At 61.4% G+C, this 17240-nt stretch carries 12 protein-coding genes; all 12 read right to left on the reverse strand.

Going from position 1 to position 17240, the window contains the following annotated elements; translation table 11 throughout:
* Positions 1-2: 2 nt before the first annotated feature.
* Complete coding sequence (locus DBW_RS13855) at positions 3-1739, reverse strand: hypothetical protein (protein ID WP_066728112.1); 1737 nt, start codon at positions 1737-1739, stop codon at positions 3-5.
* A gap of 130 nt (positions 1740-1869) precedes the next feature.
* On the reverse strand, positions 1870-2841 hold the full coding sequence (locus tag DBW_RS13860) for a glycosyltransferase family 2 protein (protein ID WP_066728114.1): 972 nt from the start codon (positions 2839-2841) through the stop codon (positions 1870-1872).
* Between the two features lie 316 nt (positions 2842-3157).
* On the reverse strand, positions 3158-5272 hold the full coding sequence (locus tag DBW_RS13865) for a hypothetical protein (protein WP_157471903.1): 2115 nt from the start codon (positions 5270-5272) through the stop codon (positions 3158-3160).
* Between the two features lie 633 nt (positions 5273-5905).
* Positions 5906-6601 carry a cytochrome c3 family protein gene (locus tag DBW_RS13870; protein ID WP_066728117.1) on the reverse strand — a complete coding sequence of 232 codons (696 nt, stop codon included), beginning with the start codon at positions 6599-6601 and terminating at the stop codon, positions 5906-5908.
* Between the two features lie 204 nt (positions 6602-6805).
* Positions 6806-7921, reverse strand: a complete 1116-nt coding sequence (locus DBW_RS13875; RefSeq protein ID WP_066728118.1) for a hypothetical protein — start codon at positions 7919-7921, stop codon at positions 6806-6808.
* Positions 7922-7957: 36 nt separating this feature from the next.
* Complete coding sequence (locus DBW_RS13880; RefSeq protein WP_066728120.1) at positions 7958-8947, reverse strand: cytochrome c3 family protein; 990 nt, start codon at positions 8945-8947, stop codon at positions 7958-7960.
* A 309-nt stretch (positions 8948-9256) separates the two neighbouring features.
* The gene (locus DBW_RS13885; protein ID WP_066728121.1) at positions 9257-10381 is read right to left on the reverse strand and encodes a 6-bladed beta-propeller; all 1125 of its coding nucleotides are present in this window, start codon (positions 10379-10381) and stop codon (positions 9257-9259) included.
* Positions 10382-10670: 289 nt separating this feature from the next.
* Positions 10671-12635 carry a cytochrome c3 family protein gene (locus tag DBW_RS13890; RefSeq protein WP_066728122.1) on the reverse strand — a complete coding sequence of 655 codons (1965 nt, stop codon included), beginning with the start codon at positions 12633-12635 and terminating at the stop codon, positions 10671-10673.
* A 205-nt stretch (positions 12636-12840) separates the two neighbouring features.
* Positions 12841-13698, reverse strand: a complete 858-nt coding sequence (gene ccsB / locus DBW_RS13895; RefSeq protein ID WP_066728123.1) for a c-type cytochrome biogenesis protein CcsB — start codon at positions 13696-13698, stop codon at positions 12841-12843.
* A gap of 203 nt (positions 13699-13901) precedes the next feature.
* The gene (resB, locus tag DBW_RS13900) at positions 13902-15275 is read right to left on the reverse strand and encodes a cytochrome c biogenesis protein ResB (protein ID WP_066728124.1); all 1374 of its coding nucleotides are present in this window, start codon (positions 15273-15275) and stop codon (positions 13902-13904) included.
* Between the two features lie 95 nt (positions 15276-15370).
* On the reverse strand, positions 15371-15895 hold the full coding sequence (gene purE / locus DBW_RS18815) for a 5-(carboxyamino)imidazole ribonucleotide mutase (protein WP_066728126.1): 525 nt from the start codon (positions 15893-15895) through the stop codon (positions 15371-15373).
* 33 nt (positions 15896-15928) lie between these two features.
* On the reverse strand, positions 15929-17203 hold the full coding sequence (gene purD / locus DBW_RS13910; protein WP_066728128.1) for a phosphoribosylamine--glycine ligase: 1275 nt from the start codon (positions 17201-17203) through the stop codon (positions 15929-15931).
* Positions 17204-17240: the final 37 nt, after the last annotated feature.

Here is a 17240-nt window from a genome sequence, read left to right on the forward strand (position 1 = left end):
GGCTACCTTCCCTGCTGCGTCGGATAAAGCATCCGGTAGTAATATTCAGCGGTCGGATCGGGCACCGGGGTCCGCCGCAGGTATTCTCCCAGCGACGTAAAAGCCTCGGCATAATTCCGCCGTGCCAGTTCGATCCGGGCGATCTCCCACCAGGCAATATAACGGTTGGGGTTGTCCGCGACCAGCCGCCGGCCGGTGGCCAGAATGGTATCGTCGATCCTATCCGGGGGGAGCTCGTGTTCCATGACCCAGGCGGTGGGAAGCGCGTTGCGACGCACGAAGACCAGGGCGGCAGGATCCTGAAAGACCAGGACCCAGTCCGGACTCGTCCGCAATCGGTCCAGCAGCGGAAAGCGCTGGCCAGTATCCATGGTACAGGTGCGGGTCACGATGGTGTTGACGGCGAAACGATCGAGGTGGTCCTCCCAGCCCGGCTTGCCGGCCATGATCTCCCAGCCGTAACGGAACATTTCTGCAGAGTTCTGGCGACCATCCCAGAAAACAAGATACTCCGGAAAGAGCTGCCAGGCGAGGTAGCCGCCCCAGTCGTAGGTGTTGTAGAGGTTTTTCGGCAGCGATTCTTTTTTCAGGAAATCGACCGCCGCGACCGGATACTGAAAGGGACGCAACCCCAGCCGGAACCAGCCGTACTTTTCCAGCGGGGGCTTGGCGAACCAGGCAAAAGAAGCGGCCCCCGTCAGGGTCAGGCAGAGCACCAGGACCGTCGCGGTGCGCTTGGAGACCCGGTCGGCGAGGGGACGAACGGCAACATCAAGATAGGCCGGCAAGATGGCAACCATTCCAAGATAAAGAAAGGTCGTGTGCCGGCTCAGGCGCCAGCCCATCAGCGCCAGACCGCCAAGCAGGAAGAGGTCGGTAAACCGGTTTCGCCGCCAGCCGACCAGCAGGATCAGGGCCGTCGCGATCAGGGCATAGAAGAACTGCGGCTCCCCGGCAAAAGTGGTCGGCCGCCAGTCCATGTTGAAAATGGCGGTCATGGGACCGACCAACTGGCCCCCAGCTGAATTATGAGCGCCTAGCCGAGCAATCCCCCGCAGTGTCGACCAGAGGTAATCTGGATAGGGAGTCAATGCCGCGGCTACCATCAGGCCGGGGGCAAGCCAGAATAGCCGTTTGAGGTTTATCTTTTCCTCTTTTCCGAACACCACCCGATTGGCGAACCCTCCAGCAGCGTAAGCGAGCCACAGGGCGGCAGCCAACACCACCCCGGCATGCAGGTTGGCCCACAGAAGCACAACCGGAATCAGCCAGAGTATCCGGCGCCCCCCGTTGCGCCGGTGGCGTTCCAACACCCAGACGAACAATGCAAAAAAGCAGAAGGTCCAGAGCTGGGGGCGGGCCAACCATCCCCCCATGCCCGCAAACAGAATCGGCAATACCAGCAGAATGGCCAGCCAGGAGCTGCTGCGGGTGCGAGCCGCCAGAACCAGGAACAGCGCCATGGCGCCGAGGAGCAGGCCCTTGAGCAGGCTGAGTGCCGGATATCCTCCGAGCCGGTAGGCAGCGTAGGTCACCAGGTCATGCAGCCAGCAGTGTTCATAACGGGGGGCATCGCTGGCGAGGGTGAAAAGGTCGGTGCGAATGATCGAACCGGTCTCGACCATGTATTTGCCCGACTGCAGCTGCCAGAAGATGTCGAAGGCGTGAATGTGGGATGCGGCCAGCCCGAACAGGGCGAACAGGGCCAGAAAGACCAGGCTTTTATTCAGGCGAAGCATAGATCGGACCCAGGTTGCTGACAAAGTCTAATTCATCGGCAGATTTACGCAGATTCTCGCCGATCAAACCACAGCATTCAGAGCAAAGCCGTCGATCTGCCTTATCTGCGTCCAACTGCGACATCTCCGGCTAACCTGCCTTGGGTTGGGAATTTTTCCTGTCCAGGTTGCGGGTCTCGCGGATGGTGTAGATCGGCTTGTCCTGCACCTCGTGGTAGGTACGGGTCACCAGCTCGCCGAGCAGGCCCATGACGATAAACTGCACACCGGTGAAGAGCAGAAAGGCAGTGAGGATGGTCAGGGGATTGCGGTTCATCGACAGGCCGTCGAAAAACTTCATCCACAGGGTAGTCGCTCCCGACAGGCCGGCCAACAGGAGGGTCAGCACTCCCCATTTCCCGAACAGTTGCATCGGGCGGGTGGCGTATTTGAGGAGGAACTTGACGGTAACCAGGTCAAGGATCACCCGCAACGTCCGGTCGATGCCGTATTTACTGGTGCCGGCCTGACGCGCCCGATGGTTGACCGGGATTTCCGTTACCCGGCAGCCGATCTGGCTGGCCAGGGCCGGCACAAAGCGATGCAGCTCGCCGTAGAGGTTGACCTCGGCCAGCACCTCGCGCCGGTAGGCCTTGAGGGTGCAGCCGTAGTCGTGGAGATGCACGCCGGTCATGCGCGAGATCAGGCCGTTGGCCAGGATCGAGGGGAGCCGGCGGCTGAAGAAGCGGTCCTGACGCCGGGCCCGCCATCCGGAGACAACGTCGTACCCCTCATCCAGCTTGGCAACCAGCGCCGCAATATCCGCCGGGTCGTTCTGCAGGTCGCCGTCCATTGGGATGACCACCTCCCCCCCGGCCGCGGCGAAACCGGCGGCCATGGCGGCGGTCTGGCCGAAATTGCGGCGCAGCAGGATCACCTTGACCCGCGGATCCTGCTGCGCCAACTTGAGCATCAGCGGCACCGAGCCGTCGTGGCTGCCGTCGTCGACCAGGATCAGCTCGAAGTCGAGGGCGGCCTGGTCCATGGCGGCGACGACCTCAGCATGAAGGGCGGCCAGGTTCTCGACTTCGTTGAATACGGGGACGACCAGGGAGAGCTTCATAAGGGTGCCATTCCAAGTTGGGGAGGCCGCTGTCGCCGGCCCTGCTTTACAGGGGACATCCTACCGGGAAGGCGCATCAATGAGCAAGAAAACCTTGAGTTATCTACCTGATCCGCAGAAAATCAATAACAGATAGCCGGCAGGAAAATGTGTAGCCGCAGATGAACGCAGATTTTGGCAGAGGCTGACAACCGGCCTTCTTGCGGCCTTGGCTTTCATGTTATCTGGGTAGCCTGCTGCTAATGCCTGATTCGCTGCTTTTGCCTTCTTCCAGCTGCAGGAAAATCACAGGACAACGCAGCGAAGTGCCATCGACCTAGAAAATCTTGCGGACCTTGACCTCCCAGCGCTGTTCGTCGACATTACCGGAGGTCCCGTAATCGTAGGAAAGGGCTACCTGCAGCTTGGGATAATTGAACTGAGCGACCAGACCGCTGATCAAGGCACCAGAATAATTTAGATCGTAATCGATATACCGGGCCCGGGCCCCCAACAGAATGCGATGAATCGGATAATAGTTAAAACGCAAGCCGTATTCATTTCGGCGACTACTGCCTTGCAAGGGGACATCAATCCAGTCGGACTCGATGCGCTCTTCCAACTCGGCGATCTTGCGCACCAGACCGTTGACCGTGTACCAATTGTAGAGAGCCGTCTGGCGCAGACTCAAGCTCTGGGACGCTCCTTGCGGAAGATCCCGCCAGTAATAGTCGGCGCGCAGGGTCGTCTCCCAGCTCCTTCCCGGCGAGTACTGGAGGTCGGTTGAGTGCTGCCAGGCCCGGTCGGCATTTCCCTGGAAGGCAAAATTCGAGTCAACGCTGGCGGCGCCCTGCTGTGCCAGCTCCACACCGAGGGTCAGAGTGTTGGTCATCCGCGCCCGGAAATTCCGGCCGCTGTAGGAGAGGTCATGCCGGAAAAGCCACTGATCCAGGTCCTGGTCGTTGCGATGGAGGAAATCGTAGGTCGCTTCCAGGGCATTTCGCAGCCGGCCACCGATGTAATCCATGCGCGCCGTGCTGGTCGAGCGATAGGTCGTTCCGCTCACATCGGTCCTACTGTCGTTGGTTCCCACCAGATTGCCCGACGCCTGAGGAACCACCTGGTTCGTCATGTTGGCCCCGGCATCGCCGGTGAAATAGATGAACTTTTGCAATAACGAGGTCCGAAGCTTCCGGCTGACCTTGACATCCACCTCCCCCACGGCAACCTGTTCCCAGGCGGACAATTCCTCCTTGGCCGCCAGAGCGGAGTTGTCCTGCCCGGCGAAGTAGGCCGTGGACAGGGAGCCGAACCAGGCGACCTTGGGTGAATACTTGCTATTGCTGGCGACCTCGAGAGTTGCGCGGGCCGCCTGGCCCGAAGTGAAGTCCTGGTCCCGGGTCTCCACTTCCAGGCGCGGGGTAAGGATGTAGGGCCGGGACCGGTAAGCTTCAAGTTGCGCATCGAGATAGAGGTCGTCGTCCTGCAACCCGCGGCTTGTTGAGTCGAATAAATCCTGTTGTTTTTTGTGGCCGATCAACTTTAGGCGCCAGTTCGCATCCCGGGCGAGCCGTCCATTGGCGAAGACCGGAACATCGAGAACCCGTTCGACCCGGCTTCCGTTGCTGATACGATGGAAGGTGGTGAAGTTTGAAACGCTCCAGGCAGAGCGGTTGGCAACGGTAAAAAGATTAAGATCGTAACGCTTATCGTTGTACTGGGTGCGGCGATTTTGTGAATTGACCTCATAGGAGCCATCGGCGGAAATCTTAATCCAGTTGACCATGTTGATCCAGCGCCGCCGCATGGTTTCGTCGACCGTCCCCAGAATCCAGGTCTTGGTCTGATAGTCGTTTTCATGGTCCTCGTAGTCAACAAAATCTTTGAAACGGTAGTGGAACCAGTTATCCTTCTTGTTCAGCGAGACGAAGGCGAGCTGCCGATCGCGGTAATGGCTGGGGGTGAGAGCGTTGGTGTCCCTGACGTAGCTCTCCCTGTAGTCGAGCAGAATCCGGGGAAGCTGGGAAAGGGTATCCCGGTATCGTCCAAGGTAGGAACCGTTGCGGATACCAAGCAGCAGACTGGCGCCGCTGACGTAGTGCTGGCCGTTGAGAAGATCGGTGGCGATAGCGGGCTGCAACAGAAAACGGTTGTTCAGCGGTGCGACGGCGTCGTTGAGAAACTGCGACTGATGCAGATCATTGGAAAAGAGGTGCATGCGGAAGGGCAGGCCCCCGGGAGCGAGGAGCAGGTCGCCATTGTAGAGGACTTTGAGGCTGTCGAGGGAAATGTCCTGACCGTTGATTGCAGAGTCCAGATAGTTGAGCTCCCCCCCCAGGGCCAGGTCGTACTTGCCACCGCGTCCACCGTTGATCAGGCCCTTCTTGGACCAGAGCAGGGAATACTGCTGGGTGAAATGGTGGGCATCGACGGTCTTTTGGTCGTCTTCCATGCGCCGGTAGGTGGCGTAACTTAATTCCGCCGTCCCTCCGACGTCGGCCCTGGCCGGATCGGCAACCGAAATCAGGAGGAATAACGCAGCATATATAAAGAAAAAAAGACGCATTGGGCCCTATTTGCCAGTCCTAGTTGAATGTGCGCATGAAACTCTTCAAGGCAGGCGTGCAATTTCCATTCCTTCCACGACCGCCTAATGGAGGCAAAGAAACAGCCCGAACCTCCGGGCCAACACCCCTTAAACCGGCCTGAAAGGAGAACCTCCGTGGGGAATTCCCGCGCTATCGCAAGCCCTTTGCCGTCTTCTCACCAGGCCGCTGGAGCAGGTAAAAAACTGCGGAGCCCGTCAGGACCGGGCTCCGTTGGTGCCTGGCTTCGCAAACTACGAACAGGGGGAACACCAGGAGCCATTCCCGAATCAACGGCAAGTCCCAAATCACCCCGCGGATGAAACCGAATAGAACGCTGACAAACCCTATTCCTGGGCGCACACATTCCCCTCTCGGTTGCCGGAAGGACACCATAACCAGCCCGACGGCGTTTACACACCGTGCGCCATGCCTGGCGCACCCAAAAAAAGGGCGGGAGAGTTGCCTCTCCCGCCCTTCAACTTCCCGCAGGAAGAAACTTACTTGACGTGGCAGGTAGTACAGAGAGCCGAACCAGCGTTTGATTTAACCAGGAGTGGCTGACCAGCACCCTGATTGTGGACGTCGTGGCAGGAGGAGCACCACATCACGCCGGTGCTGGTAAACAGCGGCAGGACGTCAACAAACTGGTTCGGGGTGGTCTCGACCACGAACTCATTGGCACCCGCGTTAGTCTGAACAGTGCCGTAATCCATACCGATCGGGTGGTCGTTTTTCAGGGCCGAGCTACCGTCATTCAGGTTGGCCTGGGCGCCGACCACGTCATTGGGAGCGGTGAAGGTCGGCTGGGCGTTGCTGGCACTGGCCGGAGGATTATTCAGGCCACCGGCGAGGGAGGTGCCGTCATGACAGGAGTAGCAGAGCGGGGCGTCGGAAGCGTTGACTTTGGAAAGAACAGTCGTCGGGCTGGAAGCGCTGTCCAGGGTGGAGCTGTTGTAAAGGTCGGTGGCAGACCAGGTGCTGGCCGAAGTACCGCTGCGGTTCCACAGGGGAGCTTGGAACCCTGTGGTGCCACCATGCGGGGTGTGGCAGAAGACGCAGGACTCGTCAATGTTGGTCGACTTGACGGTGGCCGCGCTGCTGCTGGACAGGTCGTGCTTCGAGTTACGGATGGCGGCGAATGCCGGGGTGGCGAGCAGCGCGATGGCCGTCGCCAAAACAATTACCTTCTTCATTTCCTACCTCCTTGGTGTTTTGGGTGAGCTCTGGCTCCCCTCGATTTAAACCATCGGCCGGGTCCGGGACTCCGGCCTGCCTCTCAATGAGTCCAGCGATACGGTTTGCAATCTGAATGCCAATACTGAAAACTCAGAGAAAAGGCAGTTCTTTTTTGGATATTGCCTTGGAATCAGTTGATTGACCCAAAGTGGCTGGCCAAATCACCGAGGTTTGCTGCCCTCCTTTTCTTGGAGTTCTTTTTGGCGACGCTCGACCCGTTCCTCAATGCGTTTTAGCATCTCCGGGTCGAGGGGGTGTTCTTTCAGATATCTGGGCGTCAGAAACTGCCAGATGGTCACCGAACGATTGAAGGCATCGGTGATAAAAATACGATCGTTCTGATCGACAGAAACTGCTGTCGGCAAGGAAAACGCCAGCGGACTAGCACTACGTTCGCCACCAATGCGGGTCAGGGGGTTGCCCTCGGTATCGAAGACCAGCAGCGCCGCCTTGCGGGACTCAGCCACGTAGAGGTGATCTTCACTGTCAAAGGCGAGTCCGCGGGGTCCCTCGAATTGGAAGGCCTCGTCCCCACGCTGACCAAAACCATAGAGATATCTTCCATCAGCGTCGTAGACCAGAATGCGGGATTCGAGCTGAGCCGAGACGAAGACCCGACCCTTGGAATCGACGGCGATACCGTAGGGGGTGAATATCTGGCCACCCTTCTCTCCCCCGCCGCCGAAGGAAAAGAGATGCTCTCCTTCATAGTCAAAAACCTCGATTTTGCTGCCGACTACGTCGGTGACATAGATGCGCTTGAGTTTCTCGTTGAACGCCAGGAATCCAGGTTTTTGCAAGGTTCCCTTGCCGAACACGAAAAGCGGGGAACGGTCCGGTGCGAAGACAAAAACCTGCTGGGCTTGTGCGTCGCACACGAAAATCCGCCCGCTGCCGTCGAGGGCCACGCCGACTGGCAACCCGAAGATCGGCGACTTGGAAAAGAACTCCATCGTCCGGGCATTGAAGTCGACCACCCGCAGGTTGTGCAGGTCCATATCGGCTACGTACATCTTGCCGTGCCCGTCGGAGGCGACCCCCATGGGCTTTTGAAAGAAATGCAGCTCTTTCTTGCCGACGATGTTCTCCGCGAATTTCTCACCCTCGGTCTTGGGGAAGCTGTCCTCGGAGTAGTAGGTCATGATCCATTCCATCTTCGGGGTATCGGGTGGTGCAGGCCAGTAAACCTTCATGGGGGCTGGAGGCTTGGCACAGCCGGCAAAGATCAGCAGCCCAGCGAAAACGACAAGGGTCCGGCAGAGTTCTCTTTTCATCATCAGTAATCCTTGAAAGTAATTGGTTCCATTAACGAACTACTTTTGGTGACAAAGTTCGCAGAGACTGAAACGCCCATTTATGTTGCGAACGAAGAAATACTCCGTCTTCCCGCCGTGGGGATTGTGGCAGCTTACGCAGGACAGCTCCCGACCTGGCTGGGAGGGGTCCTGGACCCCCCTGAGGGGATGGGCCTCGCCCCGGATGCCGCGCACTACGTGGGGGGCCCCTGAGACCTTGGCATGACAGCTCAGGCACAGATCATTGATGGGCAGCACCACCTGGGCAGGGTTGTTGCTGGCATGGGCATCGTGGCAGACGCTGCAGAGGCCGACCGCCACCGGGCCGTGAACGAACTTGTTTTTTTTGAACTCGTCAACCTTCTCCTGGTGGCACTGGTTGCAGAGACCGGCGTCACCATCCGGCGACTGGTAGCGGTTGGGCTGGCTGTCGGGCTGGTGGCAGTAGGCGCAGCGAAAGGCCCCGGCCGGGCCATGGACGTACTTGTCCTGCAACATGCGCCGGTGGCAGGCAGCGCAGGGGTTGGTGTCCGGCGTGGTCTGGGCCAGCTGTTCGGGAGTCGGGTTCATATTGTGGCAGCCGGCGCAGAGGGCCTCCTTTTCCGGGCGGTGCATGACGAAAGTCGGAAAGTCCGTCGGTGGCAGATCGTAGGGTCCGGGCAGGTAGTAAACGGTCGCGGTCTGGTTCGCCACCACCTGGCCACCGCGATAGCCGGCAACCTTGACGACGTTGCGCCCCGGGTCGAAGGAGGGCTGCAGGATCAGGAAGTCCTGGAAAGCGGCCCGGTAATCGGCGCCGGAGATGTCGATGACGTCGCTCTTGGCGCCGTTGATCTCGACCGACATCCCCTCCAGCGGCGGTTGCTCGCTCCCCTTGATGATCAGAAAATCGGAGCGGTGGACGGAGGTCTGGTCGGCCGGGTAGACGAGCTGGAGCGCCCGGGCCGGCAGCGCGCCGAGCAGACCGAGCGCCCAGACGTACAGCAAAATCCTGGTCAGTTTTTTCATGAGTCGCCCTTGCTTGTTAACGGGATTCAGTCCGGCAGGTTCGCGTTTTCGCGAATATCCGGGGTCCTTTCGACATTTTCTGCGACACGCATGCCAAGGCTGGCGAAAATTTCTGCTCACTGCAATCGAACGCGTCCATGGCGCTGGCGGCGACAAACGAGGCAGATCCGAAACCCTATTCGTGCGCAGATACACGCTGATTTTTAGCAGATGGAAATCCAAAACCCGATCAGGGTTTCAAGAACCGGCCATTATCTGCGTTCATCTGTGGCCAGCATCATTTTGATCGGCATTGCAAGGTCCCGGCCGTCACTGCACCCTATCCATATTCTTCAGCGCTGGCGGAAGGTAGGCCTGCCCCGGCTCGATGGGGTGCGCCTGCAGGTAGGCCTCGGTCAGGTACTGGTAGTGGTGGAGCATGCGATTCAGGCCATCGACGATCCAGATGCTCCCTTCGGCATCGACGTCGACCCCTTCGGGCATGTAAAACCCGCCCGGCACGACCTTGCCGCTGCCGCTCCAGTGTTTGCCGCCGATAGTCTGCAGGTAGCGGCCCTGGAGGTCGAAGATCACGAAGTTGTGAGCGAGCGAATCGGTGACGTAGATCTGGCCGAAGCGACTGACGGCAATGGACTTGGCCAGCTGAAACGACCCGGGATTGGTACCCCGGCTGCCAAAGGTCCGCAGAAAGTGCCCCTCGGGGTCGAAGATCTGGACCCGGGCATTGAGGGAATCGAGCACGTAGATGTTCCCCTGCGGATCGAGATCGAGGTCGAGCGGGAAGTTGAATTCCCCCTCACCACTTCCACGTTTACCGAAACTTCCCCGGAAGTCCCCTTCCAGGCCAAATAGCAGCACGGCCTGGCGTTCGGCATCGACCAGCAGCAGCCGCTGGCGGGCAGAATCGACGGCGAGGCCGACCGGCCGGTTCAGCTCCCCGCTTTTAAAGGAATAGAGCTCCTTGCCCTCCGGAGAAAAGACGAAGATCGCCTTCTGCAGGGAGTCGGCTACGTAAATCCGTCCCTGGTCATCCTCGGCGAGATCGACGGGGAGGCGAAAGGGAATATCCTTGCCATCCTTGTTCTGCAGGTAGCGAATCTGGTGCCCGGAAAAATCGAGAAAAAGGACCTTGCCGAGCCCGGCGTCGGTGACCAGGACCGAATCCTTGCGCCCGAGCACCGCCATTGGTTTTTCGAAAAGTGGCTGGGGTCTCTCTCGCCCTAAAATTGCGGTTTTCAAGGCATTTTCGCCGCCCTCCCTGACGTCCTGGTCGCTTTGGATGAAGCCGATGTACTCGATCCGCGGCTGGTTGGGGGGCAGCGGCCAGAAGAAGCGCTGGGTCTCCTTGGCCGGCGGCGGAGCGCAGGCGCCAACCAGCAGCAGGACCCCGAGGATCAGGCCAAAACGAAGTACCCTGGAAGCGGAAAGTTCCATCGTCACTGTCTTCTCCTGCTCCATCCCGCCCTATTCGAACAACCAGCGGGGAGAAACTGCTTGCGTTTGCCCCGGAAATTGCGGTACTGAGCCGGGGAAACTCCTATCTTTCCAAAACCTTACACACATTTTCGCAGGCCAGGGCCAAACCAGGAGACCCAAAAGCCCCCGCCTTATCGACATTCATCGGCAATTGCTGCGGCGACCAGGTCTTGACTCTGGATTCAAGGTCTTGCGAACTCGCCAAGGATAAGCAGCCCGGGCCGGGAGCGCAAGCCCCAATCTCGCCTTACGGGTTCTCCACCGCCTTGTAGCGGTTGTAGCTCTTCGGCTTATGGCAGCCGACGAAACAGGTGCCGCCGGCCTTGTTTGGCACAAAGTTGATCGGAATCTCCCACTGGCCGAAGTCGGGCACCTTGCTCAGGATCATTTTCGGCTGATCGGCGCCATGGACACCGTGGCAGACCTTGCAGACCCGCCCCTTGTCGGGCTTGTTGACATGCACCCGGTGCAGGTTGCGGTCGCCGTTGCGGAAATTGGTCGCCTCCGAAGTACGGGCGTACTCAAAGGCGGTGCGATCATGGCAGGTCAGGCAAAGGGCATAGCGCTCAGCGCTGTAGCTGGCATAGAACTCCTGCGGGTAGGCCGCTTTGAGCAGAGGGGGATAATCCGAGCCGTGGGGGGCGTGACAGGCCCAGCATTCGCCTGCCGCCACCGGCTCATGCCCGTACTTCTGCGCCTTGATCCTGAGCTCCATCTCTTCGTGGCAGCCATAGCACATCGAGGCGGCCGGCCCCGAGAACATCTTCGGATAGCCGGTGCCGTGGGGGTCGTGGCAGGCACTGCAGCCGCCATCGGTCAAGGCGCCATGCCGGGAAGAGCCTCTGGTCTCGGCTTCGATCTGGTCGTGGCAGGAAAAACAGAGGGCATCCCCCTGGGCCGGCAGCAGGTACTTCTGCCCGGCGCTGTGCGGATTGTGGCAGTTGGTACAGCCGTCAGCGACGATCGGGTGAACATCGGCCATCGTTCCCAGCTGCGCCTTGTCGTCGTGGCACATGAAGCAGAGCTCGTTGCCGGGCGCGGCGAGCTGGTTCTCCGCAGCGCTGGCATGGACATCATGGCAGGAGGTGCAGTCCCCGTCCTTGACCGGGCTGTGCACCACCTTGCCCGCGGCCTTGTCGTCATGGCACTCATTGCACAGCCTGGCGCCCGTCGCCGGCAGCATGAATTTGGTCTTGCCGCCATGGGGACCGTGGCAGGAGGTGCACTCGCCATCCGCCACCGGGGTATGGACGTGCGCCTTGCCAGCGGTCTTGCTCTCGTGGCACTCGTTGCACAGCCCGGAGCCGGCGGCCGGCAGCATCCCCTTCGCCTTGCCGGCGTGGGGGCTGTGGCAGGCGGTGCAGTCGCCGTCGGCCACCGGTGGATGCAGGACCTTTAACCCCTTGGTCTTGCTCTCGTGGCAGCTGTAGCAGAGCTTGGCCCCACTCGCCGGGAGCATCCCCTTCACCTTGCCGCCATGGGGGTCATGACAGCCGGTGCAGCCATCACTCTCGATGATCGGGTGGATATCCGCCATTCCGGCGGTCTTGCTGTCGTGGCACTCTTCGCAGAAGGCAGGCCCGGACGCCGGCAGCATCCCCTTCGCCTTGCCGGCATGGGGGTTGTGGCAGGCGGTGCAGTCCCCTTCCGCGACCGGTGGGTGCAACGCCGCCTTCCCCTGGCGCGGATCGTCGTGGCAGCTCAGGCAGAGCGCGGCGCCGGCTTCAGGGAGCATCCCCTTCGCCTTACCGGCGTGGGGGTCATGGCAGCTCGTGCACCCCGATTCGAGAGCCGGGTGGACGTCGGCCATGCCGGCCGTTTTATCCTCGTGGCACCTCAGACAGAGGGCCGTCCCCTCCTGGTAGAGGAAATTGGGGTAGCTGCTCTGGTGGGGGCTATGGCAACCGGTGCAACCATCGACCAGCGCCGGGTGGACGCTGCTCATGCCGTCGCTTTTGTTGTCATGGCACTGATAGCAGAGCGCGCTCCCGGCTGCCGCCAGCTTGAACGCCCCCTTGCCGCCGGGGTGGGCCTTGCCGGTCGCTTCGTGGCAGAGGTCACACTCGGCCGCGGCGACCGGGCCGTGAACAAAGCGCGCCTTTCCCATCACCGCATGGCAGTTCGCAGTCACACAACTATCCGCCGCCCAACCCGGCACCGCCATCAGCAGTAGCAGTGCCGCGACCGTCGGCAACAGGGCCATCCGTTTCATAACAGACCTCTCCTCCCGGGAACAATCACAAACCATGACCAGCGATTCCACGGGGTAGCATAAGCGCTATGCCCAAGGCCGGGACCGCTGCAGCAGACAGGCAGACCCCGGCGCCTCCTTCCGGATGTCGGAAGCAGCCAGGGCAAACCAGGTATGGGGAGAGCAAAATGTGCAAATTCCACGCCACAGGAGCGGAGCGGCCCGTTCAGCCGCCGCCGTAGGAGTGGAGGCCAGAGAGGACGAGGTTGACGCCGAGGTAGCAGAAGATGGTGGCGGCAAAGCCGATGATAGAGAGCCAGGCGGCGCGCTTGCCGACCCAGCCGCGGGTGAAGCGGGCGTGCAAAAAGGCGGCGTAGATGAACCAGACGATCAGGCTCCAGGTCTCCTTCGGGTCCCAGCTCCAATAGGTCCCCCAGGCGTAGTTGGCCCAGGCCGCGCCGGTGATGATCCCCAGCGACAGGAGCGGAAAGCCGATCATGATCGCCTTGTAGTTGATGTCGTCGAGGACCTTGGCGCTCGGGAAGAGGGCGAGGATGCCGCCGGCCGGGGCGTCGCCGCTCCCCCCCTCCTTGCCGACCTTGATCAGGTACATGATCGACACCCCGCAGGCGACCGCAAAGGCGGCGTAGCCGAGAAAGCAGGTAATGACGTGGTAGGTCAGCCAGTTGCTCTGCAGTGCCGGCACCAGCGGATCGATGGCGTCGTTGAGGCCGAGTTGGGCCCAGGTCATGCCGAGAAAGGCGAAGGGGACAACAAAGGCGCCGATCGCCCGCTGCTTGTACTTCAGGTCGACGAGGATGTAGATCAGCAGAATGGTCCAGGTGAAGAAGACCACCGACTCGTAGAGGTTCGACAACGGCGCCCGGCCGGCGTCGCCGAGCAGGGCGTAGGACTCGTACCAGCGTAGCCCGATCGCCGCGGTCTGCGCCGCAAAGCCAAGGTAGGCGAGGATGTTGCCGAGCAGAGAGATGGTCTTGCTGTGGGTGACGAGGTAGAGCAGGAACAGAATCATCGCCGAGAAGTAGCCGATGGTGACAAGATTGAAGAGCGTTGTGCTGGTCATAGCGCTAGGTCCTCCTTAAGGACGTTTAAATCCTGCCTAGTAACTCCAGATGGGCACGGCGTGGTTTCCGAATCGGAAACGAGGCATTTTTCGTTGTGGCAAGGAAATCGAGGACTTGCGCGGAGGCGTACACCGGTACGCCGCACAAGCAAGGCCGAAGATTGACGCCGCCACGGCGGAAAAGAGCCGTTTCCGGACGGAAACTACTTGAGTTCGTCGCGGAGCTGTTTCTTGAGGTCGTCGAAGAAGATCTCGAAGGCCGGCTGGTTGCGATGGGCGCTGCCGCCGATCTTGACCCCGACCTTGCCGCCGGCGAGGGGGAGCAGGGTGACCCAGATGCGCCGGTGGGAGAGGAAGAAGGCGGTCATCGAGCCGAGCACCAGCATCGCGCAGCCGAGCCAGACTACCCACACCCCCGGGTCCTTGGCGACCTGCAGCCCGGTGTAGTAGCGCTGCTCCATGTCGAGCAGGCTGAAGATGTAGTCGCCGCCGCGCTGGGCGTCGAACTCGGGAAACGCCTTGAGGACGACGAAGGAGCGGGCCTCCCCCTCGGGCGGGACCACTTCGATGCGCGCCGCCGCACCAAAATCCTGGAACGCTTCGGTCGAGTCGACGACCCGCACGCTGCCGCCGCCGGGCAACATCAGACGCTGCCCCTGGCGCCCGGCGAGCTCCTGCACCTCGCCGCTGGCGCGAACCTTGACCCGCAGCTTGATGGTCGGCTCGCCGGTCGGCCCGTAGCTCGACTGGTAGAAGGTGATCCCCTTGTAGGTGAGCGGGTCGTTGACGATGATCGGTCGCTGGTCGACCACGGTTTTGCCGCCGTCGATGACCGTCAGCACGCTCTTGAACTCCTTGGGCCGGCCGCCTCCGCCGCCACCGTAGAAGGAGACCGAAAAGTCGTCGCAGCGCACCTGGAAGCCGAGGTCGATCGGTTCGCTCGCCCCCCGCGCCCAGACCTTGTCGGTGGCGGTCCCTTCGACGATATTGACAAACGCCTTGTAGCCCCAGAGCGAGCCGATGATGGCGCCGACAAAGATGATGATGATCGAGAGGTGGGTGACGTAGACCCCGAAACGGGCCCAGGGCATTTTTTGCGCAAAGAGGTGAACCGCTCCCTCCTCGCCGGCGGTGACCACCGGTGTGGCGAAAGCCTTGCCGAGCAGGGCGGCGACGCGCTCGCGCAGCGCCTCGATCCCCTCTCCCTTGACCACCACCTCTTCGCTGTTGGGCAGGGTGCGGTAAAAGCTCTCGGCGGGGGCCAGGACCGGTTCATGGACCGTCTTCCAGACCTTGGGGAAGCGCTTGATCGAGCAGGCGATGAGGTTGAGGGCGAAAATCTCGAGCAGGCCGAGGAACCACCAGGAGTGGTACATGTCGGTGAAGTTGAGCGCGGTCAGCACCCGGTAGGTCGTCTCGCTGTACTCCTGCAGATACTCCTGCGGCGATCTCCCCTGCTGCACCACGGTGCCGATGATCGAGGTGATGGCGAGCAGGATCAGGGTGGCGATAGTCAGCTTCAGGGAACAGAAAAAATCCCAGAAAGCGGTGAGGAATTTCTGGTCCCGGGAACTCACAATAGGTCTCCTGAGGTTGGCGGTGATCGGTGACCGGCGAAGGGCTGCAGGGATCGTGCCGCAGGCCTGTCAATCCCCTCCCGGGAGTACGACCTTCAGATCAGCTTGTCTTCGGCGAGGCGCCGCTGCAGTGCCTGGGCCTTGGCCTCGACGCCGGCCGCCATCGACTTTTTCAGGTCGGCCAGGCGACCGGCCAGGGCCGTATCGCTGGTGGCAAGGATCTGCGCGGCAAAGATGCCGGCGTTGCGCGCCCCGGCCTTGCCGATCGCCATGCTCGCCACCGGGATCCCGGCCGGCATCTGCACCGTCGCCAGCAGGGCGTCGAGCCCGTCGAGGGCCGAGGAATCGATCGGCACCGCCACCACCGGCAGGGTGGTCTCGGCCGCCATCACCCCGGCGAGGTGAGCCGCGGCGCCGGCGCCGGCGATCAGCACCTTCAGCCCCCGCTCCCGGGCGCTGCGCACGTAGTGGCCGGTCCGCTCCGGGGTGCGGTGGGCGCTGGAGACGGTCATCTCGAAGCCGATGCCGAGCTCCTTGAGGGCCTTGGCGGCCTCGACCATCACCTCGTAATCGTTGTCGCTCCCCATCAGGATGCCAACCAGGGGTTTGTTTTCGCTCATGACACGCGCTCCGAAAGGGTTTCGTTCCGTGACTTAGGTTCTCTGCAGGGCCTTGCGGCCGATGTCGCGCCGGAAGTGGACGTCCTGCCAGCTGATCTTTTCGACACCGGCATAGGCCCTGGCAATCGCCGCGGCGACATCGCTCCCCAGCCCGGTAACCCCCAGCACCCGGCCGCCGGCGTTGACCAGCACCTCATCGCGCCGGGCGGTGCCGGAGTGAAACACGACCAGATCGTCCAGGTTCTCGGCGGCGCCGATGCCGCGAATCGGGTAGCCCTGGACGAATTTTCCGGGATAACCGCCACTCGCCATCACGACGCAGACGGCGGCCTTGTCATGCCACTCGAGGGCAGCCTGGGTCAGTTCGCCGCGGGCGCAGGCGAGGAGCACCGGAACGACATCCGACTTCATTCGCACCAGCAGCGGCTGGGCCTCGGGATCGCCGAAGCGGGCATTGTACTCGACCACCCGCGGCCGCCCCGCCTCGATCATCAAGCCGACGTAGAGGATGCCGCAATAGGGCGTCCCTTCGGCGGCCATGCCGTCGATGGTCGGCCGGACGATGGTGGTGACGATCTCTTCGGACAGCTCCGGGGTGACCACCGGCGCCGGGGAGTAGGCCCCCATGCCACCGGTGTTGGGGCCCTCGTCGTTGTCGAAGATCCGCTTGTGATCCTGGGCCGAAGCCAGCGGCAGGATATTTTTGCCGTCGGTAAAGGCAAAGAAGGAGGCCTCTTCGCCGGCCATGAACTCTTCGACCACGACGCTCGCCCCGGCGGCGCCGAAGACCTTGTCGAGCATGATCTCGTCAATGGCGGCGAGGGCCTGCTCGACGCTGGTGGCGACGATCACCCCCTTGCCGGCAGCAAGGCCGTCGGCCTTGACGACAATCGGCGCGCCCTGCTCGCGGATGTAGGCCGCCGCCGCTTCCCGCTCGGTGAAGGTCCGGTAGGCGGCGGTCGGGATGCCGTACTTGGCCATCAGGTCCTTGGAGAAGCTCTTGCTCCCCTCCAGCTGGGCCGCCGCCTTGCTGGGGCCGAAGATGGCAAGCCCGGCCGCCTGGAAGAGGTCGACGATACCCAGAGTCAGCGGCACCTCCGGCCCGACCACGGTGAGGTCGATCGCCTGGTCGAGGGCGAAATCACAGAGGGCGGTGATCTTGTCGGCCGGGATGTCGACGCATTCGGCCATTTCCGTGATGCCCGGGTTGCCCGGTGCACAGTAGATCTTGTCGACCAGTGGCGACTGAGCAATCTTCCAGACCAGGGCGTGCTCGCGGCCACCGCCGCCGACCACCAGAATCTTCATCAGCAAACTCCTTGGTTTAAATCAAAAACCGACGCCA

Source organism: Desulfuromonas sp. DDH964, assembly GCF_001611275.1.
GTDB lineage: Bacteria > Desulfobacterota > Desulfuromonadia > Desulfuromonadales > DDH964 > DDH964.